The sequence below is a fragment of the Desulfoluna sp. HI9BLuna genome (assembly GCF_056829775.1).
Window position 1 is genome coordinate 3,092,575 of sequence record NZ_CP186555.1, and the last position, 24,005, is coordinate 3,116,579.

Genomic DNA, 24,005 nt, shown 5'->3' on the forward strand with positions numbered 1-24,005 from the left:
ATTCGGCAGTGGTGTCTGCTCACTCGGGCGATGCCGTGACATGAAGGTCTGTTGCATTCGGGAACGGGCAAAACGCCCGTTTTTTGTTTTTTACTGCGCTGTGTTACAGTGGGTTGAACGGATAAACGGTATGGGTACCAGCTCCAAGAAACAGAAAAATCGAAAAAAAGAGGGCCGATCGCAATCGGCTATCACCGGACGGCACCTCGCCGAGGCGCGGCGCCTTGCCGATGACCTGTGCGAGGGCGAAGGGCTGGAGCTTGTTCACATGGAGACCGTGACCGAGTTCGGCCAGACGATTCTACGCCTTTATATAGATAAAGAGGGCGGGGTGAGCCTGGGCGACTGCACCAATGTGAGCCGCCAGCTGGGCGACCTCATGGACGTCTCCCTGGACATCCGCGGTGAATACCGTCTGGAGGTTTCCTCACCGGGCCTTGACCGACCCATTTCCAAACCAGCGGATTTCGATCGCTTCAAAGGGAGCATGGCTGTCATCACGACCCATTCCCCCATTGAAGGGAGAAGCCGTTTCAAAGGCACACTCCTCGGGCAGGCCCCGGGTGAGATGGTGTGCATGGACGTGGATGGAACAACGCACGAGATTGCCCTTGAGAACATCAAACGTGCCAGACTTGTCGGAAATATTGGAGAGAGCTGATGCAAATTTCAGAGATCAAACGAGTTGTTGAGCAGGTCAGCAAAGACAAGGGTATCGATTTTCATGTGCTGATCAAGACAATGGAAGAAGCCCTTGCGTCTGCAGCCCGGAAAAAACTGGGCAAAAATGCCGACATTGAGGTTCAATATAACGAAGAATCCGGTGAGATCGAGGTCTTCCAGTTCAAGGAAGTCGTCGATGAGGTGGTGGATCCCGACGTGGAGATCACCATCGAAGAGGGGCGAAAGCTGGATCGGGATTGCGAGATGGGGGACAGCCTCGGCCTGAAGGTCGACACCTCTACTTTCGGTCGCATTGCCGCCCAGTCTGCCAAGCAGGTCATCATCCAGAAGATGAAGGATGCCGAGCGCGAAGCCATCTATGAAAGCTTCATCGACCGCAAGGGAGAGATCATCAACGGCATTGTCCAGCGTGTGGACCGGGGAGACCTCATCGTCAACCTCGGCAACACCGAGGCCGTGCTTCCCGTGCGGGAGCAGATCCCCCGGGAGACCTTCCGCCGAGGCGATCGGGTCCGTGCCCTCATCAAAGATATTCTCCTGGAATCCCGTGGTCCCCAGGTCATCCTGACCCGCGCCAGCTCGGAGTTTCTCATTGCCCTGTTCAAGACCGAGGTCCCCGAAATCATGGAAGGGGTGGTCAAGATCAACGGCGCTGCCCGGGAGTCCGGCGTACGTGCCAAGATTGCCGTCAGCTCCATCGATTCGGACATCGATCCCGTGGGCGCCTGTGTGGGCATGCGGGGAAGCCGCGTCCAGAACGTGGTCCAGGAACTCAAAGGGGAGAAGATCGATATCATCCCCTGGCACCCAGATGCCGCCCGTTATGTTTGCAACGCCCTGGCACCTGCGGAGATCGCCAAGGTGATCATCGATGAAGACACCATGACCATGGAGGTCATCGTCCCTGTGGACTACCTCTCCGTGGCCATTGGAAAGAAAGGGCAGAACGTCCGGCTCGCATCCATCCTGACTGGATGGCAGCTGGATGTGGTCAGCGAAGAAGAGCACAGCCGGTCGCTCAAGGATGAGTTCAACAACCTGATGAGCATCCCCGGTGTCGGTGCAGCCCAGGCCGAGGCCCTTCATTCCAGCGGGTACTACACCGTCGATGATGTGGCGGAAGCCTCCATGAGCGATCTTCTCGACATCGACGGCTTTGACGAGGAGCGGGCAACCCTGGTCCTTGAATCAGCCCGAAACCCGGAGCCTGCGGCGACGGGAAGCGAAGAAGATGATGAGTCAGCGGCAGACGACGCCGCTGCGAGCGACATCCCCGAAGACGAGATGTCGGAGGAATCCGAGCTTGATACGCCGGTGGCCGAAGAGGCCGACGGTGCAGACGAGAGCGCGGAGCAGGAAGCAGAACCCGAGCCGGAACCCCTGGACGCCGATGAGGCCGACAAGGAGGGCGATAGCCCGGAGCAGGAATCAGACCCCGAGCCGAATCTCGACGCGTAAGCCTTAAAACCCGGGCGGGCGTCACACAAGGATTGGTTTTTCGGTAAGCCGTGTGAACAGGGAGTTGTTGCAGAATATATTGCAGAATATATTAGGGGGAGTGAATGGCAAAAATCAGAGTTTATGAACTTGCCAAAAGCCTGAATATGACCAACCGTGCGTTGCTCAACAAGATTGAGGCCATGGGCATTGAGGTTGGAAGTCATATGAGTTCTCTTGAGGATGATACCGTTGAGTTGATCCGAAAGAACCTCTTTGGCGATAAAGATCCGGAGACTCGGGACAAGCGCGTTCGAAAGACCGTCATCAGGCGACGCAAGCGCAGTAACGATGCAGAACACGCCGAGGCAGAAAGCGCCTCCGACGTGGAGCCCGCCGCCGTGGCGGAAAAAGAGGTGGTGCGCCCCGAGGTGAAGCCTCCTCAGCCGGAAACCGCTGACGAAGCCGCCTCCGAGACCACTCCCCCTGTTGAAGAGGTGGTAAAGGCGGAGACGCCTGTGGTCGAGGCAGAGGACGAAGCAGCCGAGGCCGAGGCCAAGGCGGCCACCGAGCCCGTGAAACCCAAGAAAGCCAAGAAAAGTGAGCCGGCCCGCATCATCAAGCGCCCCGAGGTTGAGACGCCTTCCCAGGAAGAGCCCGCAGCCCCCGAGGTCGCCCCTGAGCCCGCAAGCGTGACGCCAGCTCCCGTTGCCGAGACGCCGGAAGCACCCGTTGTCGAGGCCAAGAACGAAGAGGAGAGTGTCACAGAAATGAAAGCCGAACCCGCCCAAGAGGCGGCACCGGTGGCTGAAAAGGCCGCTGAAAAAGATGTGGCTCCGGCAGCTGAAGCCGGAGAAGGCGGTAAGACGGGACAACCTGATGAGGCGGATGCTTCTGCGGCTGATAAAGATGAGCCCAAGAAGAAACGCAAGAAAGTGAAGAAGTTCACGGCTGCCAAGATTATCAAACTCCCCGAGCCCGGGACCAAGCCCGCGTTCCTCCGGGACAAAGAGGCGTCAACCCATCGTGGTAACGGTTACTCCCGACCTTCGACGCCCCATAACAACACCCACGATCGCAACGAGCGAACCCATGAGCCCCAGATGCCCCCCACGGGTGGCGAGATGGCCGGTGATTCACGCGGCAAGAAGGGCCGTCGCGGGCGTGGTAACGAGACCGGCGGAGACGCCTTCGGCTCTCGCAAGAAGGGTCGTAAGAAGACCGTGGTAGAGGGCAACGCCCTGTACTCCGAAGGCCGGGGCCGCAAAGGCCGTAAGGGCGGCAGGCACAAGCAGCAGCCCGTGGGCCAGAAGACCCAGATTACCGTACCCAAGGCCATCAAGCGACGCATCAAGGTGGATGACACCATCGTGCTGGCCGAACTGGCCAAGCGCATGGGCATCAAGGCCAACGACATGATCATCAAGCTCATGGGCATGGGCGTCATGGCCACGGTGAACCAGACCATCGATTACGATACCGCAGAGCTCGTTGCCGTGGAATTCGGTTTTGAAGTGGAGCGCGCGGCCTTTGAAGAAGAGACCATCCTGAGCACCTCCTCCGTGGACGAGGATCCCTCGAAGCGTGTGACCCGATCCCCCGTGGTCACCATCATGGGCCACGTCGACCACGGCAAGACCTCTCTGCTTGACGTGATCCGTAAAAGCTCCGTCACCTCAGGGGAAGCCGGGGGCATCACCCAGCACATCGGTGCCTACCACGTGCAGACCGAAAACGGGGCCATCGCCTTTCTCGACACCCCCGGTCACGAGGCGTTTACCGCCATGCGTGCCCGCGGTGCCAAGGTCACCGACCTGGTTATCCTGGTGGTTGCCGCCGACGACGGCGTCATGCCCCAGACCGTTGAGGCCCTGAACCACGCCAAGGCGGCCGAGGTGCCCATCATCGTTGCGGTGAACAAGATCGACAAGCCCGATGCCGATCCGGATCGTGTGAAGCGAGAGCTCTCCGATCACGGAGTTCTGGCGGAAGACTGGGGCGGAGACACCATCTTCGTCAACGTCTCGGCCAAGAGCCACGAAGGTATCGGCGATCTGCTGGATATGGTCCTTCTCCAGGCAGAAGTTCTGGAGCTGGATGCCAACCCCGATCGTTTGGCCATCGGCCACGTGGTGGAGTCCAAGCTCGACATCGGTCGCGGCCCCCTGGCCACGGTCCTGATCCAGGAAGGTACCCTGAAGTCCGGGCAGTCCGTTGTCTGCGGCATGTACCACGGCAAGATCCGAGCCATGTTCAACGACAAGGGCGAGCAGGTCACCACGGCCGGTCCCTCCATGCCTGTTGAGATCATCGGCCTCACCGGTGTTCCCGAAGCCGGCGACGAGATGGTTGCGGTCAAAGACGACAAAGACGCCAAGCAGGTGAGTGCGCACCGCCTCCAGAAGGCCCGTGCCCGCGAGCTGGCCAAGAACAGCCGCGTGACCCTGGATCGTCTCTTCGAGCAGATGGAAGAGGGCGAGGTCAAGGATCTCAACCTGATCATCAAGGCCGACGTTCACGGCTCCATCGAGGCCCTGCGCGAGTCCCTCGGCAAGCTCTCCACCAGCGAGGTGAAGGTCAATGTGATCCACGCCGCCACCGGTACCGTCACCGAATCCGACGTCTCCCTGGCTGCGGTCTCCAACGCCATTATCCTCGGCTTTGCCGTCCGCCCCGCCACCAAGGTCCAGAACATGGCCAAGGAAGAGGGCGTGGATATGCGGTTCTACGACATCATCTACGATGCCATCAAGGACCTCAAAGACGCCATGGTCGGACTCATGGAGTCCACCTTCGAGGAGAAGATCCTCGGTCGTGCCGAAGTTCGCGACACCTTTGTGATTCCCAAGAAAGGGACCATTGCCGGGTGTTACGTTCTCGAAGGCAAGATTGTCCGTGGCAACAAGGTCCGCCTCCTGCGCGAGGGGGTTATCGTCTACGACGGCAACCTGGCCTCCCTCAGGCGGTTCAAGGACGATGCCAAAGAAGTGGCCCAGGGCTACGAATGCGGTATCGGCATCGAGAACTACAACGATGTCAAGCTCGGTGACACCATCGACTGCTACTACCTGGAAGAGATCAAACCTTCCCTCGATTAGCGCATCCTGCCGGCCTTCGGGCCGGCATTCTATTCTGGTATTTCTGAAAAGACTTCCACGCTGCAATGCCTCGCCATACGCCTTACCGGTTTTTCATGACGGGGCATTTCAGCGTTTGACACCATAAGGATACATACCCAGTATGAAGCCGTTTTCTCGTGCTGAACGGGTCAGCGTTAAAATTCAGTCCACCCTTTCGGAACTGCTGCACAAAAAGGTGAGCGATCCCCGCCTTGATATGGCCACCGTGACAGGCGTCAAGCTCACCGACGACCTGCGCCATGCCCAGGTTTTTTTCTGCGTGTCCGGTGGAAAAAAAGCCAAGTACGACGCCCTGGCCGGGTTCAAAAGTGCCTCGGGGTTTCTGCGCAAATCCCTGGCCGGCAAGCTCGGGCTGAAGTTCATGCCGTCGCTGACCTTTGTGTATGACGAATCCTTTGACTACGGTTCGCATATCAACGAGGTCCTCAAAACTCTCTCGGTCAATGGTGACTCCGAATCAGAAGGCGAGTCGGAGTCGTAACCCGGTAACTTCAGCGACGACGTCACGCGTTGGTGCGCAGGGTGCCGTGGTTTTTCCTGTGACCTTATACAGACGGATCGTTCAGAGCTATGCGAGGCCATCAGGATGATGATTCTGGAATCCCTGAAACAGAGCAGGAGCCTGCTCCTAGTGACCCATATCCGACCCGACGGTGATGCCATCGGGTCGCTGTTGGCCCTGGGACGTGCCCTGTCGTTGATGGGGAAAAACGTGCGGCTTTATAATGAGAGCCCCATTCCCGCCATTTTTCGTTTTCTTCCCGGCATCGAGCGAATCATGTCTGATCCCGGCAACCTCTCGTCCTACGACACCGCCGTGGCCCTGGACTGCAGCGATCTGTCCCGGGTGGGGTCCCATGCCGACGAAGTGGGCCGGATACCCACCGTTCTTAACATCGACCACCACGTGACCAACACCGGCTTCGGCCTCCACCAGATGGTGGATCCGGCCGCCTCGTCCACCGGAGAACTCGTCTACCGCCTGGTGACGGATCTGAATGTGCCCATCGACGTCTCCATGGCGTACGCCATCTACACGGCCATTTTCACAGACACCGGCTCTTTTCTCTTCCAGAACACCACCCCGGAGGCCTATTTTATCTGCGGGCGCATGGTGGAGACGGGGGTGGACTCCTACAAGGTGGCCCAGACCCTGTTTGCCACCTACTCCCTGGGGCGCCTCAAGCTCCTGAACATGGTGCTGGACACCATCGAGATCTCGGACAACGGCAAGCTCTCCGTCATGTACCTGACCCAGGAGATGCTGCGGGAGACTGAGACCAGCGTGGACGACATCAACGGCCTGGTAAACTACGCCAAGCACATCGAAGATGTGCAGGTGGCCGTTCTCATCCAGGAGTCCCGGCCCCTGCCCGGGGACAGGCCCAAGCCCCACTACCACGTCAGCCTGCGCTCCAACGGTCCCGTGGATGTTGGGATCATTGCCGCGGCCTACGGTGGCGGCGGCCATCCCGGCGCAGCCGCCTTTACCTCCTTTACCAGCCTCAAGGACATCAAAAAGGAAGTGCTTCGGATCTCCGACGCATTCTAGATAAGACAGATGAACGACGGTATCTTATTGATCGACAAGCCGGCGGGAATCTCGTCGGCATCGGTTGTCTATCGCATCAAAAAGCGGTTCAAGTTCTCCAAGGTGGGCCATGCGGGCACCCTGGACCCCTTTGCCACGGGCCTCATGGTGATCACCGTGGGAAAGGCCACACGGCTCTCCCGGTTTTTTCTTGATGCGGACAAGCGCTACGCAGCCCGCCTTGGCCTGGGGACCCTCACCGATACCCTTGACCCCGACGGCGAGGTGCTCACCACCGAGTCTGCCGAGGCCATGGCCGCCCTTGAGGCGCGCCTGGGACTTCCCGAAGCAGAGGCCCTGTGTGCCGCTTTTACAGGGGACTTCATGCAGGTTCCGCCAATCTACTCGGCCCTCAAACACAACGGGGTGCCCCTCTACAAGCTGGCCCGAAAAGGGCAGGCCGTGGAAAAGCCCCCCCGTCCCGTGACTCTCCATGAAAACCGGCTCGTGGCCCTCTCCTTTCCCCACATCGATTTCGAGGTCAGCTGTTCCAAGGGGACCTACATCCGCAGCCTGGCCCGGGACATGGCAGAGTCCGCAGGGACCGTGGGGCACCTCACCGCCCTTCGCCGTATCGAGAGCTCCGGGTTTCATGTGGACGAGGCCCTGCCCCTTTCCGAGGCAGAGACCATGGAACGGGAAGACCTGTCCATGATTCCCATGGCAGAGGCCCTCTCCCACCTGCCTTCCATGGTGGTGGACGAGGCCACCCGGGCCCTGGTCATGAACGGGAACCCTTTGGCCTGGACGCCTTGCGGCCAGGAGGCCAGGGCTGATTTCTGCCGGGTCCTGGACGGCCACGGCGCCCTGATTGCCGTGGTGGAGTCGGCAAAATACGGGGCACATCATAAATATTGTTGTGTTTTTAACGCATAAAGGTATAATTATTCGTTATTTGTGCGTCGGGGTTCCCTGTGGGGGACTTACGGTCGCACTTATGCGAGCAGAAGCAACCGCCCGAATGATGCAGCCGGTCTGAATGGAATATCGGATCGGAGAAGGCCGGGCGGGGCTGGCAGATACGTTTGCCGAACGGTTTGCCGGTTTTCATTATTCCAATTTTATTCATTAAGGGCGACCATGCACGACGGAGCGGAAAAACGTCCCTCCGAAGGGTGCGCGCCCAGATTTGGAGGCAAGACCCATGGTATTTACCACTGAGCAGAAACTGGGAACCATCGAGCAGTACAAAACCCACGAGTCCGATACCGGCTCCCCCGAAGTGCAGATTGCGCTTCTGACCGACCGAATCAAGTACCTCACCGAGCACGTGAAGGTACACAAGAAAGACCACCACTCACGTCGTGGCCTTCTGATTCTCGTCGGCCGTCGCCGTCGTCTTCTGAACTACCTGAAGAAGAAGAACATCACTCGTTACCGTGAGCTGATCGCACGACTCGGCCTCAAACGATAGATGGTTTTTGCGGAAGGCACCGGAAATGGTTCCGGTGCCCTCCGCACTCCCATACCCCTTGACCGCCGCACACGAGGCAACCCGAAACCGAACTCCTTTTAAATAAGCACACCTGAGGTATCGACCCCCGTCATATGGGTGGATGGCTCACGCGTGCCGTTATTTATGAGGACGTTCGATGAGGGGCCTCACAAATGAACGCAGCGGTTTCACCTAACCAAGGAGCAATAGATGCAAGAATACAGCTTTGAAACCGAGCTGAACGGAAAGACACTGACCCTTAAAACCGGCAAAATCGCCAAGCAGGCCTCCGGGGCCGTCATCGCACAGATGGGCGAAACCAGCGTGCTGGTTACCGTCGTAGGGGCCGATAAGAACAAGGAGGGAATCGACTTCCTTCCCCTCTCCGTGGAGTACCAGGAGAAGATTTACGCGGCCGGACGTATCCCCGGCAACTACTTCAGGCGTGAGCAGGGGCGTCCCAGCGAGAAAGAGATTCTCACCTGCCGCCTCATCGACCGCCCCATCCGACCCCTCTTTGCCGACGGGTACGGCTGCGAGACCCAGGTCATCGCCACCGTCATGAGCATGGACAAAGAGAACGAGCCCGATGTGCTGGCCATGATCGCCACCTTCGCGGCCCTGCATATCTCCGAGCTGCCCTTTGAAGGGCCCATCGGCGCCGTACGTGTGGCCCGTGTGGATGGTGAGTTCGTCATCAACCCCACCCTGAGCCAGATGGAAGAGTGCGACATCAACATCGTGCTGGCCGGTTCCAAGACCGGTGTCACCATGGTGGAAGCCGGGGCCAAAGTGGTTTCCGAAGCCGAGATGATCGAGGCCCTGGAAGCAGGCCACAACGCCATCCAGCCCCTCATTGATATCCAGGAGCAGATGCGTGCGGCCGTGGGCCGTGAAAAGCGCGTGGTGGAAGCCCCTGCCGTGGACGAGTCCCTGGTTTCCTTTGTGGACGGCCAGGCGGCCGCCAAGGTCCGCGAAGCCCTTCAGGTGAAAGACAAGATGGCCCGTAAAGCCGCAGTCTCAGCCGTTAAAGCCGAGCTCATCGAAGGCCTCTCCGAAGAGATGGCCGAGCGCAAGGACGAGATCTCCGATATCTTCAGCTCCCTGAGCAAGAAGGTGGCCCGCGCCATCATCCTCGAAGACGGGCACCGCATCGACGGCCGCGCCTTTGACGAGATCCGCGACATCACCTGCGACGTGGACGTTCTGGCCCGCCCCCACGGCAGCGCCCTGTTCACCCGCGGCGAGACCCAGGTCATGGGCATCCTGACCCTGGGCTCCGGCATGGACGAGCAGCGTGTGGAGACCCTCTCCGGGGACACCACCAAGCCCTTCATGCTGCACTACAACTTCCCTCCCTACTCCGTGGGAGAGTGCAAGCGCGTGGGCGCACCCAGCCGACGTGAAATCGGTCACGGTGCCCTGGCCTTCCGTGCCATCGAGCCGATCCTTCCCTCCAAGGAAGATTTCGAATACACCGTGCGCCTCGTCTCCGAGGTCACCGAGTCCAACGGCAGCTCCTCCATGGGTACGGTGTGTTCCTGCACCCTGGCCCTCATGGACGGCGGCGTGCCCATCTCCAAGCCGGTTTCCGGCATCGCCATGGGCCTCGTGAAAGAGGGCGACAAAGTGGCCATCCTCTCCGATATCCTCGGGGATGAAGACCACACCGGCGACATGGACTTCAAAGTGGCCGGTACCTCCGAGGGCATCACTGCCCTTCAGATGGACATCAAGATCAACGAACTCCCCAAGGAGATCATGGTCAAGGCCCTGGAGCAGGCCCGTAAAGGTCGTCTCCACATCCTCGACAGGATGCTCGACGCCATCGACGCACCCCGTGAGGAGATCTCTGTCCACGCACCCAAGGTGCACGTGGTCAAGATCAACCCGGACAAGATCCGAGACATCATCGGCCCCGGCGGCAAGAACATCCGCCAGATCCAGACCGACACCAACACCCGCCTGGAAGTCTCCGATGACGGCACCGTGAAGATCACTGCCGTCAACGCCGAAGACGCAGCCAAAGCGGTTCAGATCGTCAACGACATCGGCACCGATCCCGAGCCCGGTGAAGAGTACGAAGGCACCGTGGCCAAGATCGCCGATTTCGGCGCTTTTGTCACCATCCGCCCGGGCGTGGACGGCCTCGTCCACATCTCCGAGCTGGCCCACTACCGCGTGAACAGTGTCTCCGACATTGTCAGCGAAGGGGACAAGCTCAAGGTCCGTGTCCTTGAGGTGACCCGCGACGGAAAAATCCGCCTGAGCCACAAGGCAGTCCTGCCCGCCCCCGAAGGGGAAGAGGCACGTCCCCACCGCGATGATCGCGGCGGACGCCGGGACGACAGGGGCGGCCGAAGGGATGACCGCGGACGCGGCGGACGAGGTGGTCGAGGGGGCAATGACAGGGGCCGTCGATAAGACCACACTGACAAACGGCGTACGGATCGTCTCGAGACGGATCGACCATGTGCGATCCGTCTCCATGGGCGTCTGGGTAGACGCAGGCGCCCGTGACGAGGCCGTGCCCGAAGGCGGGCTCTCCCACTTCATCGAGCACATGCTCTTCAAGGGAACCCAAAAGCGGTCGTCCTACGACATCGCCAAGGCCTTCGACGCCATTGGCGGGCAGACCAACGCCTTTACCTCCATGGAGAACACCTGCTATCACGCCCGCGTGATGGATGAGCACCTCGTCACCATGGCGGACCTGCTCAGCGATATCTTTTTGAACTCCACCTTTTCCCAGGAAGAGGTGGAGAGCGAAAGGCCCGTGATTCTCTCTGAGATCGGCATGGTGGAGGACAACCCCGAGGATCATATCCATACCCTCCTGGAAGAGTGTTTCTGGGGGGATCACGCCCTGGGGCGGTCCATTCTGGGCACCCGGGAGCAGATCCTGGGGTACGGGCGGGAGGACCTGGTTCGGTTCTTTTCCCATCTCTACCAGCCCGACCGGGTGCTGATTTCCTGCGCAGGTCATGTGGACCACGAGGAGATTGTCTCCCTTCTGGCCCCGGCCTTTGAAGGCATCAAGGCCCGGGACGGATTTCCCGTGCGGAAGGTGCCTGCCCCCCTGTCCGGGGTGAAGGCCCTGTCCCGGGACATCGAGCAGACCCACGTGAGCCTGGCGTGGCCCGGCCTCTCCGTCACCGACGAGATGCGCTTTGCCTCCTCCCTGATGAACACCATCCTGGGCGGGAACATGAGTTCCCGGCTTTTTCAGGAGATCCGGGAAAAGCGTGGCCTTGCCTACAACGTCTACTCCTTTAACGCGTCCTACGTGGACAGCGGCATGGTCGGTGTCTATGCGGGCGTCAGCCCGGACCGGCTCACCGAATGCCTGGAGGTGACGAACCAGGAGCTCATGAGGCTCTGTGAGCACGGCGTGGACCAGGAGACCCTGGACGAGGCCAAGGCCTTTACCAAGGGAAATATTCTCCTGGCCTCCGAGAGCGTGGACAGCCAGATGGCACGACTTGCCTCCAGCGAGTTCCACTTCGGACGCCAGCTCTCCCTGGATGAGGTGGTGGCCCAGATTGAGGCAGTCACCGTGGAAGAGGTCCGAAAGGTCGCGGACATGGCCTTCAGCCAGAAACCCGCCGTGGCCGTCCTCGGTCCCGACCCTTCCGAAGCTGAGATCCGAAAGGTCTTCGGGTTGTGATGGCGTCCGGTTGATCCCATGGCCGGCTCCCCATGACACCAAAAAAAATTAAAGGTACCTCCCGTGTGGGGGTACCTTTTTTTGTCTCTGCCTGTTACGGTATTTTTTGCCGTTTCGTAAAACGAGTCTCCATGGTCAAAGGCGCAGAAAAAAAGCAGGCCTCCGGCGGGTCGCTTTTTTGAAAAAAAGCTCCGCAAAAAACTTTCCAAAAGAAGTGACGAATTTCTTTCGGCGAAGCCTGGAATGACTTTACTTAAGACCTGTTTGTCAAACTTTTCAAAAGTTTGGCCCCCGGCAGGGCCGCCGGAGGCGCTTTTGAACTGATTAGTTACGCATTTTTTTATTATATGGAGCCGATATGACCGACAGACCCCGGGTGGCCTTCAAGCGCCTTGACCCGCAGAAAAACAGCGACGTTCCCTTGCCCCGTTACATGACCGAGGAGGCCGCGGGCATGGATATCCATGCGGCCAACGAAGCCCCCGTTACCCTGGCACCCGGTGCCGTGGCCCTGATCCCCACCGGGTTTTCCATGGCCCTGCCCAAGGGATTTGAGGCCCAGATCCGGCCCCGGAGCGGCTTGGCTGTCAAGCACGGCATCGGCATCGTCAACGCACCGGGCACCATCGACAGCGATTACCGGGGCGAGGTCAAGGTGGCCCTCATTAACTTCGGTGCCGAGCCCTTTATCATCAATCGCAATGAGCGCATCGCCCAGATGATCGTGACCCGCGTCTGGCAGGCCGAGATCACCGTGGTGGACGACCTCGACGCCACAGAGCGCGGAGATGGCGGCTTCGGACACACCGGCGTATAAGGCCGGTGTAACATCAAAACAAAACGTAACTATTCAACTCCAAAAAGCAGCCTCCGGCGGCGAGGTGAGCCACCTCGAAAGCTTATTGGCAAGCGCATTTAAAAAATCAGTTGCCTCCGGTGGGTCGCTTTTTTGAGAAAAAGCTCCGCAAAAAACTTTCCGAAAGGTTAGAACAGTCAGAATCGCTGGAATTCATAGCAAAGCTGTTAAGACATGTTTGTCAAACTTTTCAAAAGTTTGGCCCCCGGCAGGGCCGCCGGAGGCATTTTATTCTTTGGGATGACATGAGATGACTGAGATTCAGGAACCGGAAAACTGTTTTTGCCAGCTCGCCAGCGGCAGCAAGGGCAACGCCCTGTACGTAAAGGGCGGAGAGACGGCGGTCTTGTTTGACTGCGGTCTTTCGGGCCGTGAGCTGGAGCGGCGCATGGCTGAGCGGGACCTCGATCCCACGACCCTCTCTGCCGTGGTGGTCTCCCATGAGCACACCGACCATGTGGGGGGCGTGGGGGTGGTGTGCCGCAGGTTCGGGATCCCCCTGTTCATCACCGAGGCCACCCGCACAGGGTCGGTCAAGAAGCTCGGCAAGACCAAAACCATGGACATTCAGGCCATGGAGTGCGGCAGGCGCTTTTGTGTGGGGGCCATGGAGATCCATCCCTTTTCCATCTCCCATGACGCGGCCGATACCTCCGGGTTTCGGGTCACCACCCCGTCCGGTTCGGTCCTGGGCATCGCAACGGACCTGGGCATCGCAGGCCACCTTGTGAAAGAGCACCTGTCGGGCTGCAACGCCCTGATCCTGGAGTCCAACCACGACCCGGATCTTCTCTACGACAACCCCAACTACCCCTGGCCCCTGAAACAGCGCGTGCGCAGTCGCGTGGGCCATCTTTCCAACGAAGAGGCCGCCACCCTTTTGGATGCCGTGGACCGATCCCGGCTCTCCCACCTTGTCCTTGCCCACCTGAGCGAGGAGAACAACACCCCCGATCTTGCCCTTGCCGCCGCCTACAGCGTTCTCAGCGGCAGCAACACCTCCATCTCCGTGGCCAAGCAACATCTGCCCACCCCCGTGATCTCATTTTAGACGCATAAAAAGCCTGCCTCCGGCGGCAAGGTGGGGGCACCTTGAAACCCTGAGGCGAATGCATGGATGCAGCCATTCTACCCGCGTTATCGGGGCATTCGCGTGATGTGTGACATCTGGCAACCGTCTTTGCAGGAGAAGCCCATTTCATTCTTCTAAAAACACGCTGAAGAAGTTTAACCGGAATAACTCCGGCGGCAAGGGGCTGAGCCCCTTGACCCCAGTATCGCACATGCTCCAAGCCCTCGTTCCTCGGGCTCGTCATATGTGCTGACGGGCTGTGCCCGTATGTTCTGGTCTGTATAGCCATTCAGGGTCACATTGCCCCTGCGAATCGCCGAAGCCAACGGTAATAGAAGTCAAACATGAATAAAAGCGCCGTGTTCTTGATGCGTTTATAATAAACGAATAATCGTTTGTTCACAGGTGTCCATAAGAGGGGCATGGGTATTGTGGGGGGCCTATGTTAGACGAGGACGTTTGTGGCATCGGGTGTAGTGGTCTTGGACTTTGTTATCATCATACTGCTTCGAAAAAGATATAATAAAAGAACGATCGTTTAGCACTTTCCGATGAAAAGTGTGGGCCCGTTGCCATGGGCTTCTAAGATGGGGACTGAGCAGGATGACGTTTTTGGGATAGGCCTATACCCAAGGAATAACGGGATTCCTTTTCTAAGGGTACAAGGTGTGTGGCATAAGCTATGTGAGATAGAGTGTATTTGGGAGAAAAGGATTCGGTCTTACGCCATCACAATACACAGAAAGATTTGAAAACTTTATCATGAATGAACGATTGTTTATTTGTAACCTACTAATAACCTACCTTTTTCATCTCTTTGTTACCGGTCTGGAACGAGAGGGCGTATTTGGGGAGCTTTCGAATAGTGTAGTCAGGTTATCATCAAAAAATGTCTCGTGTTGCTGATACAGGGGACAGCTATGGCGTGGGGTGGGGGCAAAAAAGAAGAGAGGCAAAGGCGGTGCCTTGGATGATGAACGTGGGGACAGAGCCTTCGTGCATCATTCCCTAAGGAGAGCAACATCCTGATACGGACTATTGCCCCTTAATCTCAGCAACACCTTACGGGCGTAGCCCGTCAGCAAATGCGCAGGGCGAGGAACGAGTCCCGGAGCATTTGCGATATTGGGGTGCAGGGGCTGTAGCCCCTGCCCGCCGGAGGCAACTGAATAGGTTTTTTTTCTTTTTTCAGGCACGTGGCTTATGCCTCGGGGGCGGCCACGGCGTCCCAGGCGCAGGAAAAGGCGGCTTCGAGGCCGTCGTCGTCCATGGCGATTCCCTCTTTGACGTGCTGTTTGGCCAGCTGGGTGAGGGGGTGGAAGGCAAAGGCCACGAGGAGTTCCATGGGAACCTGCTTAAGGATGCCCTCTTTCTGGCCGCGTTCGATGAGGTGGGTGAAGGGTGCGAAGAAGCCTTTGGCCTCCTCTTCCTCCACGGCATCGGCGATGGGGGCGTTGCAGAACTGTTCGGCAAAGACGAAGTGGTCCGGGTAGGCCAGGTAGTAGGCGTAGAGGTTTTCCCACATGAAGCGGAAGGCGTCCCGGATGTCCAGGTCGTCGTCCAGGCTGTCCAGGATGGCCCGGCTCATCTCCCGTTTGACCTCCACGTAGAGGGTAAGGAGGAGGTGGTCCTTGTTTTCAAAATAGATGTAGATGGTGGCGGGGGAGACCCCTGCCTCCCGTGCGATTTTGGACATGGAGGTGTGAGCCAGACCCAGGGTGTTGATCAGCACCATGGCGGCGTTTAGGATGGCCTCTCGTTTGGTTTCGTCTTTGGGTCTCATGGGAGTTTAATAAACGATCATTCATTTAATGTCAAGGGGTGGATATCCCCGGAAGCACTCCATTGTTTCAGGCAGAACGGTTGCGCTATCAGCTGGAATACTGGTTGGTTGTGGCCGGTCAGTCATGATCGGTTAGTTTGTCTGCCAACCACGGAAACCATGCAAAATCGGGTTATCCACAGGAAAAGGCTTCAGTTGGCTGCCGCACGATGCACGGCGTCCGGGTGGTCGGCGAGGCGCTCTTTTATCTCAATTACCTGGTGAAGGATGCCCATGAACCGGCTGATCAGATTTGGCTCAAAGAGGTGGCCCGACTCTTTTCGGAGGTAGTCCACTGCCCGACTGACGTCCCAGGCTTCTTTGTAGGGGCGCCTGGAGGTCAAGGCATCAAAGACATCGGCCACGGCCACGATGCGGCCTTCGATGGGGATGGCTTCGCCCTTGAGTCGGCGGGGGTACCCACTGCCGTCCCAGCGCTCATGGTGGGTGAGGGCAATGGTGCGGGCCATCTGAAGGAGAAGGGAAGGGTTTGGGCCGATGATCTCCGCTCCGATTTTGGGGTGGCGCCTCATGATGCGCCATTCGTCTTCGGTGAGGGCGGTCTGCTTCTGGAGGATGCGGTCCGGGATGCCGATTTTCCCGATGTCGTGCATGGGGGCAGCATTGTACAGGCGATTGACCTCCACTTCGGGCAGGCCGATGGCCTGACCGAGCAACCGGGCATAGTGGCTCATGCGCAGGATGTGGAGCCCGGTTTCGTCGTCTTTGTACTCCGAGGCCCTTCCCAGCCGCTGGATGATTTCAAGGCGGGTGTTGTTGAGCTCCTTGGTGCGCTCCTTGACCTTGGCGTCCAGGGTGCGGTTCTGGTTGTAGAGGGCCAGGTGGGTGGCGATGCGCGCTTTGAGGATGGCGGGGCTGATGGGCTTGGTGATGTAATCGGCGGCACCCATTTCCAGGCCCGTGGTTTCGTCTTCGATGTCGGTCATGGCGGTGACGAAGATAACGGGGATATTCCGGGTCCTGGGGTCCTTTTTCAGGGCGGCACATGTCTGGTAGCCGCTCATCTCCGGCATCATCACATCAAGAAGGATGAGGTCCGGCAGGCTGCCTGTGGCCAGGGCCATGGCTTTAAACCCGTTTTCGGCAAACATCAGCCGGTAGTGATCTTTGAGGATATGTTTGATGACCTCTCGGTTGATGGGCTCATCATCCACGGTCAAAATGGTCCATTTTTCCACGGAAGGTCTCCTGGTAAGGATGGGTTGTCCGGGCAGCGGGTGCAATGGGTCACGCCTTGTCGCCCCATTTGTTGAGAACCCAGAGCAGGTGTTTTTTGATGCCCATGAAGGCCTTGACCAGGGCCGGGTCAAAGTGGCCGCCGGATTCGTCGGCAATATGGGCCATGGCTTTTTCCACGGGCCATGCCTCCTTGTACGGGCGCTTGCTGGTGAGGGCATCAAAGACATCGGCCAGGGCCACGATGCGTCCCTCAAAGGGAATCGCCTCGCCGGCAAGGCCTCCGGGGTACCCTGAGCCGTTCCATTTTTCATGGTGGGTCAGGGCAATGGTGCGGGCGTACTTCAGGAGTTCGGAGTCGTCCTCGCCGATGATTTCCGCTCCGATGGCGGGGTGTCGCTTCATGATGACCCATTCTTCGGCTGTGAGGGGCCCTGGTTTCTGGAGGATGTTGTCGGGGATGCCGATTTTTCCCACATCGTGCATGGGCGCGGCCGTGAAGAGGCGCTGTGCCTCCTCCTGGGAGAGGCCTGCGGCCAGGGCGATCATCCGGGAGTAGTGGCTCATGCGGATAATGTGGGCCCCGGTTTCGTCGTCCTTGTATTCCGAGGCCCGTCCAAGGCGCTGGATAACCTTCAACCGGCTGGAGTGGAGGTCCCGGGTACGTCGGGCCACGGCATGTTCGAGCTCCCGGTTCTGGTCATAGAGTGCCAGGTGAGTGTTGACCCGGGCCTTGAGGATGGGGGGGCTGATGGGTTTGGTGATGTAGTCCACGGCCCCGAGCTGCAGCCCTTTTTTCTCGTCCTCCACATCCCCCATGGCCGTGACGAAGATGATGGGGATACGCCGGGTCCTGGGGTCTGCCTTGAGGTTTTGGCACAGGTCGTACCCGTTGAGGTCCGGCATCATCACGTCCAGGAGCAGAAGGTCCGGTCGATGCTTGTATGCAGCATGGAGCCCCTCCCGCCCGCTGGTGGAAAAGGCCAGGTCGTAGTGGTCTTTGAGGATGAGCCGGATGATCTGAAGATTGCCGGGCTCGTCGTCCACCGCGAGTATTTTATGTTTTTGCGCCATGGGCTTCCCCGTTTAGGTAAATGTTCATGTCTCGGGCTGTTTTCCTGGCCTCTTCCTCTGCTCCTCGGAAGTCAAACAGGTCCACCCTGTCCTGGATGGTTTGGGTGTGTGCCTCGGAGATACAGGCGACAGTCGGCTCCAGAAGGGGGGCGACCCGGTCCGGGTTGTCGGTTTCCAGAGCGTTGAACAGCTCGGCAAACCAGGTTGCCGCTTCCTCCGGGGAGCGCTTGGGGTGGGTCGCGGTCGGAGCCTTCCGGTCCGGAAGTGTCAGGGCCTGGGCCAACCGTTGGAACGCGCCGTGGAGGGTGAGGAGAAGAGGACGCGTTTTATGGCTTTCGTCGGGGCCCGGCAAGGGGGTGAGGGCCTGGCAGGCCCTGTGAACCTCGGTCATGCAGAGGTTGGCCGACGCCCCCTTGATGGCATGGAGTTTCTGGTGGATGCCATCTGTGCCCCCTTTCTCTATGGCTTGGAGCATGGCCTGAGGGGTTGCTTTGAATTTTTGCACGAACGACGAGAGGGCTTTGAGGTATACGGCCCGGTCTCCCCAGGTGGTCATGGCCTTTTGCATGTCGACCCCTGCAATTCTCGGCCATGTGCCGCCGGAGCCGTCAGTGGGCTCGGGGGTGGTCAGTGGGGAGAGGCCTTCACGGGGGAGGGTGGCTTCCATGGCGGCAAAGAGGTGCGAGAAGTCGATGGGCTTGGTGACCACTTCATCCATGCCCGCGTCCAGGCACTCCTTGACATCCTGTTTCCCGGCGCTGGCCGTGAGCCCGATGATGGGGATGGTTCGGGGAGCCTTGCCGGAATCGCCGTAGCGGATTCTGCGGGTGGCCTCCAGGCCGTCCATTTCCGGCATGTGAACGTCCATGAGGATCAGGTCAAAGGGCGTCTCGGCAAGGGCCCTGAGAACCTCCTGTCCGTTGGCAACCGACACGGCCCCGTGCCCCTGCTGCTCCAGGCGGATCATGATGAGCTTGGCGTTTTCATCGATGTCTTCTGCCACGAGGACGGAAAGGGCCGCCGGCACAGAGGCGTGGGGTTGCGGCGGGGCCTGGTGGGGTGCTGCGGCCTCCGGCAGGGCGATGGTCAGGTGAAAGGTGCTTCCCTTGCCCACCTCGCTTTTGACCCAGATGGTGCCGCCCATGAGTTCGGTGAGCTGTTTGGCAATGGCGGTCCCCAGGCCGGTGCCGCCGTATCGTCGGGTGGTGGAGTCATCGGCCTGGGCAAAGGGCTCAAAGATACGTTTCAGCTGGTCTTCGGGAATGCCGATGCCCGTGTCGTTGATGGCAAAATGGATGTCCGTGCCGGTGAGGGACTCCACATGGATGGTGATACCCCCCTTGTGGGTGAACTTGACGGCGTTGGAGAGGAGGTTGAAGAGGACCTGCCTGAGCCGCATGGGATCCCCTGAGCAGTATCGTGGCATGGGCGTGTCCATGTATAACCGCAGGTAGAGCCCCTTTTCCCGGGCGGCTGCCGCCATGGTCTGGGAGATGTCCCGCAACAGGGCGGTGAGATCAAAGGGGGTGAACTCCAGCTCCATGCGGTTTCCTTCGAGCTTGGAGATGTCGAGGATGTCGTCCAGAAGCCCCAAAAGGCTCCAGGAGGAACGGTGGGCGACTTCCAGGTAACTTCGAAGTTCTGTTGGCAAGTCGTCTTTTTCCAGGGCCAGGGCCAGAAAGCCCAGCAAGGCATTCATGGGGGTGCGGATTTCATGGCTCATGTTGGAGATAAAGTTGGACTTTGCCCGGTTGGCGGCTTCGGCCTTTTCCATGGCGATTTCCAGGTCCTTGGTACGCTCATGGATCATGGCACGCAGGTTGTCCCGATGCTTCATCAGTTCCGCGTCTGCGCTTTTCTGCTGGGTGATCTCCAGGATAGATCCAACAAACAGGGGCTCTTCGGTTTGCTTCATCTCCGAGACCGCGAGCCAGATGGGAAACACCTCGCCGTTTTTTCGCCTGCCCTTGACCTGCTGTTCGATGCCGATGGCTCGTTTTTCTCCGGACTGGAGGTAGCGCCGTATGAACCGGTCGTGCTCCCTTCGGTAAGGCCGGGGCATGAGGATGCGGATGTTTTGCCCAAGGACATCCTTGGATGCGTATCCGAACATCTGTTCCGCCGCCTGGTTGAGGGATCGCAGGGTCCCGGCGTGGTCGATGGTGATGAGGCCGGCCGCTGCGTTGTTAATGATGGCCGAAAGGCGCAGCTGGTCTTCGGTGCCCTTTTGTTCCCGCTGCGCAAGGCGGGTCTTCATGGTGTCAAAGGCGTGGGTCAGCAGGCCGATTTCATCGCCTGTGGCCCCCGGAAGGGCGACGTTAAAATCGGCGCGTGCGATGTGGTGTGCCGCAACACCCAAGCGGTTCAAGGGGCGGGTAATCCGCCGGGTCGTGTACAGGAGCAGTGCCATGGTAAGGATACCGGGCAGGGCAATGAGCAAAAGGCCCATGCGGGCGGCGGCCTGGGTGCGCTTTGCGGTGAGGGCTTTGACATTGGCGCCGAGGCGCAGGGTGGCAATCTCCACCATGCCGTGGGTGATGGTGGCTTCGAACCAGGTCAGGGGCGTGGTTTCAGGGGGCTCTGGCGTGGGGGGATAGACCTGTTTTCCCCGGGCGTCGGTCAGGATGATGCGGCTCCAGACCGGAGAGGTCTCAAGGGTGTGCTCCAGGGCCCCTACGAGGCCCCCCGGCGGGGCGGAGAGGATGCCGGGCCGCATGGCCTCGGCAAGAAGGGCGACCTCGGCCTCCCCCAGGGTGATCAGGTCGGACTCGACCCGCCGGGTGTACGCCGGGAGCCACCATGCGAGATATGCGCCGAGGAGGGTGGCCGTAAACAAGGCCATAAAAAGCGTCAGTTTAAGGCGAAGGCTCATGGCAGGTTTCCTTTGGGCGGCGACGCATGGGCACAAGAGCCGCAAGGGAAGGGATGGTGCCGGTCTTTTTGGGTCGGGGTGTGCGATGGCGAAGAGGGCCTGCAGGGAGACTCCGGTTCCGGGGTGACGGGGCGGGGCAGGCATCGCAGGGGGTGTTTTCAATGAATCAGTATACCACAGATAAGGAGCGGCCATAAAGGGGTGAGAAAATCTGCATTGAAACCCGGAAAGAGCCTGTGTAGAGTGCAGAAGGCTCTTATCTCGGCCCGGTAAGGGTGTGCCCGCAGGGGAGCCGCAGACACGCGACAGGATTTGTGTGCCGAATCCTCCGGGCCGAAGGGCTCAGGGCAAGGCGCTTTTTAACAAGTGACGCTGGAGAGAATCGCTTATGGACACCTATGCCATTGTTCGTCCCGAACACCTCAATCACCACGGCTATCTTTTTGGAGGGGCCCTGCTTAAATGGATCGATGAATACGCATGGCTTGTTGCGTCCCGGGATTTTCCCGGCTGCACCCTGGTGACCATCGGCATGGACGATATCGTATTCAAGCAGAGGGTGATCAGCGGGGCCATCCTGAGGTTTCAGATCGAGCCGGTGAAAAAGGGCGGCTCTTCGGTGAGGTACGGTGTGGAGGTCTTCTCCGACGAGCCCGGTGCCACGGATGAGAGGCATGTGTTTTCCACCACCATCACCTTTGTCAGGCTGGACGAGCAGGGGAAAAAGTGCGACCTCCCCGCCGAGGTGCGGTACCGGTCCCTGGCCGGAGGGACCCTGACCGCCTGATCTGCACCCCAAGGGCTGCGGATGGCCCGTGCCCTTTTATGTTACGGGAGTGTTCATGATTTTTCTTGTTGCAGCGCTTCTTATCCTGGTGATTCTCTTCGGGCCCCAGGCCTGGGCACGATATATCCTTGCCCGTTACAATCGGGAGGCCTATTTTTCGGGCACCGGGCTGGATTTTGCCCGTCTCCTGATCAAGGACCTGGGGCTGAAGGAGGTGCGGGCCGAGGTCTCCCTGCTGGGCGACCATTACGACCCCGGGCAAAAGTGCGTGGGGTTACGGCCGGCCTTTGCCCATGGCAGGACCCTTTCCGCCGTGGTGGTGGCCGCCCATGAAGTGGCCCATGCCCTCCAGCACGCCCGGGGGTACCCCCCTTTTTTTGCCCGGGGGCGTCTCATCAAGCTGTCGGAGGCCGTGGATCGATGCGGCACCCTGATCTTTATCGTTTTTCCCCTTGTGGGCGTGGTGCTCAAGGCTCCCATCATGGGTCGCCTGATCCTGGTGGGAGCAGGAATTCTGCTCATCACGCCGGTGCTCGTCCACCTAGTCACCCTGCCCGTGGAGCTGGACGCCAGCTTTCGCCGCGCCCTGCCCCTGCTTAAATCGGGTTCCTACATCCCTGAAGAGGACCTTCCCGCCGCCCGACGAATCCTTGTGGCCTGTTCCCTTACCTATGTGGCTGCGGCCCTGGCCGGTTTTTTCAATGTCTGGCGCTGGGCCCGGGTGCTGCGTCGCTGAAGGGTGACCGGCTAGGCCAACGCGTTTAGATTTTTGCCTCCGGCGGCCCTGCCGGGGGGCAAAACTTTTGAAACGTTTGACATACAGGCTTTATCTCTTTGGTGTACACACCAACCTTGCATAGCTCCTTGATTATCGGAACGTTTTTGCGGAGCTTTTTTCAAAAAGCGACCCGCCGGAGGCAACCGGATTGTTACATGCGTTTGCCCTGGGTGACCGGTTGTGCGGCATTGCCATTCCCCGCAGGTTCGATTATCGTGTCGCCGTGCCCGGTGGGTAGCGGGTGTTTTTTTATATAAGGACGGATGGGGTAAGATGGGCGAAGCAGAGATGAGGGCACCAGGCATGGTGGGGCACGGCAACGGACGTGTCGCTGGCAGTGGCTCGGAACATGTGAATAAAGGGCGTGGGGCTGCCATGCCCGGATCTGCGAGTCGGGCGGCGCTGCTGCTGGTTGCCGTTCTGGCCCTTGCTGCGGTGGTGACCTGCGGGGCGTGGGTTTCCGCCATCGGGATGTCTGCGTTTGCCCTGGGGCGCGGAGCCATGGTGCTCATGCTTGCCCTTCCCTGGGTCGTGGGGCTGGCCCTGCCCGTGGCCGTTTGGCGAAAAGGCCCAACCGGAGTTTTGTGGGAAAGGCAACCTGGGACGCTGGCGCAGTTCGGCCGGGTCGACACGGTGGTTTTCTCCAGCAGCCGAATGCTGACCCGGGGGCGGCCCCGGGTGATCCATGCGGTGCCCATGAACGGTGAGACCGAATCCCGGCTGGTGCGCCTTGCCGATGCAGCGGAAGCAGAGTCAGACCACCCCCTGGCAAAGGCCGTTGCGCTGTACGCCGAGCGGGTGGGTAACTTCCGAAGCCGGGGAACCGATTTTAAACCCCACGAAGAAGGGGTGGAGGCGGTGGTGGACGGCCGGATCGTCCGGGTGGGCAAGGCCAGCTGGCTGGTGTCCCACGGCGTCTGCTTTCACCACGAAGGGGAGGTGCTGGACGCCCTGGAAGCCGACGGGAACACCACTCTGGTGGTGGCATCCGAAAAAACGGTTCTGGGATTTCTGGCTGTTTCCGACCCCATGGCAGACAGGGCGCAGGCCGCGGTGATCTCCTTGAAACAGATGGGGCTCACCGTGCTGTTTCTGACCGGGGCACCTGCCGCCTCCGCCGGTGTCCTGGCTACGCAACTGGGCATGGACGGGGTGCTGGCCGATTTGCCTGCCGGGGAGAAGGGCGGGGCCGTGGCTGCCCTGCGTGGCCGGGGAAAATATCTCTGCGTGGTGGGAGGTGGCCCGGAAGACGCTCCGGCCATGGCGGAGGCCGACCTGGCTGTGGACCAGGACAACCCACCCCATGGCGCCCCGGAGGACGCTTTCTTGCCTCTGGTCCATGCCCTGGGCACGGGGCGCTCTTTTCTTGGAACCCTGTATCGAAACCTGTTTTTTTCCGCTTTTTTCGCTCTTCTTTCGTTTCCTTCTGCCGCAGGCCTCTGCCGGGGCCTTACCCGGCTTCCCGGGGTGTTGCGGGATCCCAGCCTTATGATCTGGGGCGTTTTTACGGCCCTGGCCTGCCTTATCGTGGTGTTGAGCAGTCTGTACACAACAAGGAAAGGCTATGGCCAACGCATTTAGGCTTTTGCCTTT

General features: G+C 59.5%; 18 protein-coding genes. 14 read left to right on the top strand and 4 right to left on the bottom strand.

What is annotated here, in order from left to right; translation table 11 throughout:
- Positions 1-130: 130 nt before the first annotated feature.
- The 11 genes from ACOYW0_RS12525 (at position 131) to ACOYW0_RS12575 (ending at position 13,861) form a co-directional block, all read left to right on the top strand.
- Positions 131-661: a ribosome maturation factor RimP gene (locus ACOYW0_RS12525; protein ID WP_482418747.1), complete on the top strand. Its 531-nt coding sequence runs from the start codon at positions 131-133 to the stop codon at positions 659-661.
- Entirely contained in the window at positions 661-2,142 is a 1,482-nt protein-coding gene (gene nusA, locus ACOYW0_RS12530) for a transcription termination factor NusA (RefSeq protein ID WP_482418748.1), read from the top strand. The genes ACOYW0_RS12525 and nusA overlap by 1 nt, the downstream gene beginning before the upstream one ends.
- Positions 2,143-2,246: 104 nt before the next feature.
- Positions 2,247-5,219, top strand: coding sequence for a translation initiation factor IF-2 (infB, locus tag ACOYW0_RS12535; protein WP_482418749.1), 2,973 nt, complete (start codon positions 2,247-2,249; stop codon positions 5,217-5,219).
- Between the two features lie 142 nt (positions 5,220-5,361).
- Positions 5,362-5,742: a 30S ribosome-binding factor RbfA gene (rbfA, locus tag ACOYW0_RS12540; RefSeq protein ID WP_180138635.1), complete on the top strand. Its 381-nt coding sequence runs from the start codon at positions 5,362-5,364 to the stop codon at positions 5,740-5,742.
- Positions 5,743-5,847: 105 nt separating this feature from the next.
- Positions 5,848-6,813 (top strand): DHH family phosphoesterase, encoded by a 966-nt coding sequence (locus tag ACOYW0_RS12545; RefSeq protein ID WP_482418750.1) that lies wholly within the window; start codon positions 5,848-5,850, stop codon positions 6,811-6,813.
- A 9-nt stretch (positions 6,814-6,822) separates the two neighbouring features.
- The gene (gene truB, locus ACOYW0_RS12550) at positions 6,823-7,728 is read left to right on the top strand and encodes a tRNA pseudouridine(55) synthase TruB (protein WP_482418751.1); all 906 of its coding nucleotides are present in this window, start codon (positions 6,823-6,825) and stop codon (positions 7,726-7,728) included.
- Between the two features lie 268 nt (positions 7,729-7,996).
- Positions 7,997-8,266: a 30S ribosomal protein S15 gene (gene rpsO / locus ACOYW0_RS12555; RefSeq protein ID WP_180138647.1), complete on the top strand. Its 270-nt coding sequence runs from the start codon at positions 7,997-7,999 to the stop codon at positions 8,264-8,266.
- 231 nt (positions 8,267-8,497) lie between these two features.
- The gene (locus ACOYW0_RS12560) at positions 8,498-10,711 is read left to right on the top strand and encodes a polyribonucleotide nucleotidyltransferase (RefSeq protein WP_180138649.1); all 2,214 of its coding nucleotides are present in this window, start codon (positions 8,498-8,500) and stop codon (positions 10,709-10,711) included.
- Complete coding sequence (locus ACOYW0_RS12565; RefSeq protein ID WP_482418752.1) at positions 10,653-11,954, top strand: M16 family metallopeptidase; 1,302 nt, start codon at positions 10,653-10,655, stop codon at positions 11,952-11,954. The genes ACOYW0_RS12560 and ACOYW0_RS12565 overlap by 59 nt, the downstream gene beginning before the upstream one ends.
- Positions 11,955-12,312: 358 nt before the next feature.
- Positions 12,313-12,771: a dUTP diphosphatase gene (dut, locus tag ACOYW0_RS12570; protein WP_180138653.1), complete on the top strand. Its 459-nt coding sequence runs from the start codon at positions 12,313-12,315 to the stop codon at positions 12,769-12,771.
- A 289-nt stretch (positions 12,772-13,060) separates the two neighbouring features.
- The gene (locus ACOYW0_RS12575) at positions 13,061-13,861 is read left to right on the top strand and encodes an MBL fold metallo-hydrolase (RefSeq protein ID WP_482418753.1); all 801 of its coding nucleotides are present in this window, start codon (positions 13,061-13,063) and stop codon (positions 13,859-13,861) included.
- 1,222 nt (positions 13,862-15,083) lie between these two features.
- Here the strand turns inward: ACOYW0_RS12575 and ACOYW0_RS12580 are convergent.
- The 4 genes from ACOYW0_RS12580 to ACOYW0_RS12595 form a co-directional block, all read right to left on the bottom strand.
- Positions 15,084-15,665: a TetR/AcrR family transcriptional regulator gene (locus tag ACOYW0_RS12580; RefSeq protein WP_180138657.1), complete on the bottom strand. Its 582-nt coding sequence runs from the start codon at positions 15,663-15,665 to the stop codon at positions 15,084-15,086.
- Between the two features lie 191 nt (positions 15,666-15,856).
- Positions 15,857-16,903: an HD-GYP domain-containing protein gene (locus ACOYW0_RS12585; RefSeq protein ID WP_482418754.1), complete on the bottom strand. Its 1,047-nt coding sequence runs from the start codon at positions 16,901-16,903 to the stop codon at positions 15,857-15,859.
- Positions 16,904-16,952: 49 nt separating this feature from the next.
- Complete coding sequence (locus ACOYW0_RS12590) at positions 16,953-17,975, bottom strand: HD domain-containing phosphohydrolase (protein ID WP_482418755.1); 1,023 nt, start codon at positions 17,973-17,975, stop codon at positions 16,953-16,955.
- The gene (locus ACOYW0_RS12595) at positions 17,959-20,847 is read right to left on the bottom strand and encodes an ATP-binding protein (RefSeq protein ID WP_482418756.1); all 2,889 of its coding nucleotides are present in this window, start codon (positions 20,845-20,847) and stop codon (positions 17,959-17,961) included. The genes ACOYW0_RS12590 and ACOYW0_RS12595 overlap by 17 nt, the downstream gene beginning before the upstream one ends.
- Positions 20,848-21,235: 388 nt before the next feature.
- On the opposite strand from ACOYW0_RS12595, the gene ACOYW0_RS12600 reads away from it, so the two are divergent.
- The 3 genes from ACOYW0_RS12600 (at position 21,236) to ACOYW0_RS12610 (ending at position 23,993) form a co-directional block, all read left to right on the top strand.
- A complete protein-coding gene (locus ACOYW0_RS12600) occupies positions 21,236-21,634 on the top strand; it encodes an acyl-CoA thioesterase (RefSeq protein WP_482418757.1) in 399 nt (132 codons plus the stop codon).
- 55 nt (positions 21,635-21,689) lie between these two features.
- Positions 21,690-22,370, top strand: coding sequence for a zinc metallopeptidase (locus ACOYW0_RS12605; protein ID WP_482418758.1), 681 nt, complete (start codon positions 21,690-21,692; stop codon positions 22,368-22,370).
- 345 nt (positions 22,371-22,715) lie between these two features.
- Entirely contained in the window at positions 22,716-23,993 is a 1,278-nt protein-coding gene (locus tag ACOYW0_RS12610; protein ID WP_482418831.1) for an HAD-IC family P-type ATPase, read from the top strand.
- Positions 23,994-24,005 lie beyond the last annotated feature (12 nt).

Bases quoted from the DNA above. Each gene is read 5' to 3' on its own strand.
- infB (WP_482418749.1), top strand. From the start codon at position 2,247: ATGGCAAAAATCAGAGTTTATGAACTTGCCAAAAGCCTGAATATGACC.
- ACOYW0_RS12605 (WP_482418758.1), top strand. From the start codon at position 21,690: ATGATTTTTCTTGTTGCAGCGCTTCTTATCCTGGTGATTCTCTTCGGG.
- ACOYW0_RS12590 (WP_482418755.1), bottom strand. From the start codon at position 17,975: ATGGCGCAAAAACATAAAATACTCGCGGTGGACGACGAGCCCGGCAAT.
- rpsO (WP_180138647.1), top strand. From the start codon at position 7,997: ATGGTATTTACCACTGAGCAGAAACTGGGAACCATCGAGCAGTACAAA.
- truB (WP_482418751.1), top strand. From the start codon at position 6,823: ATGAACGACGGTATCTTATTGATCGACAAGCCGGCGGGAATCTCGTCG.
- ACOYW0_RS12545 (WP_482418750.1), top strand. From the start codon at position 5,848: ATGATGATTCTGGAATCCCTGAAACAGAGCAGGAGCCTGCTCCTAGTG.
- ACOYW0_RS12600 (WP_482418757.1), top strand. From the start codon at position 21,236: ATGGACACCTATGCCATTGTTCGTCCCGAACACCTCAATCACCACGGC.
- dut (WP_180138653.1), top strand. From the start codon at position 12,313: ATGACCGACAGACCCCGGGTGGCCTTCAAGCGCCTTGACCCGCAGAAA.
- ACOYW0_RS12565 (WP_482418752.1), top strand. From the start codon at position 10,653: ATGACCGCGGACGCGGCGGACGAGGTGGTCGAGGGGGCAATGACAGGG.
- ACOYW0_RS12560 (WP_180138649.1), top strand. From the start codon at position 8,498: ATGCAAGAATACAGCTTTGAAACCGAGCTGAACGGAAAGACACTGACC.
- ACOYW0_RS12575 (WP_482418753.1), top strand. From the start codon at position 13,061: ATGACTGAGATTCAGGAACCGGAAAACTGTTTTTGCCAGCTCGCCAGC.
- ACOYW0_RS12580 (WP_180138657.1), bottom strand. From the start codon at position 15,665: ATGAGACCCAAAGACGAAACCAAACGAGAGGCCATCCTAAACGCCGCC.
- ACOYW0_RS12595 (WP_482418756.1), bottom strand. From the start codon at position 20,847: ATGAGCCTTCGCCTTAAACTGACGCTTTTTATGGCCTTGTTTACGGCC.
- rbfA (WP_180138635.1), top strand. From the start codon at position 5,362: ATGAAGCCGTTTTCTCGTGCTGAACGGGTCAGCGTTAAAATTCAGTCC.
- nusA (WP_482418748.1), top strand. From the start codon at position 661: ATGCAAATTTCAGAGATCAAACGAGTTGTTGAGCAGGTCAGCAAAGAC.
- ACOYW0_RS12610 (WP_482418831.1), top strand. From the start codon at position 22,716: ATGGTGGGGCACGGCAACGGACGTGTCGCTGGCAGTGGCTCGGAACAT.
- ACOYW0_RS12525 (WP_482418747.1), top strand. From the start codon at position 131: ATGGGTACCAGCTCCAAGAAACAGAAAAATCGAAAAAAAGAGGGCCGA.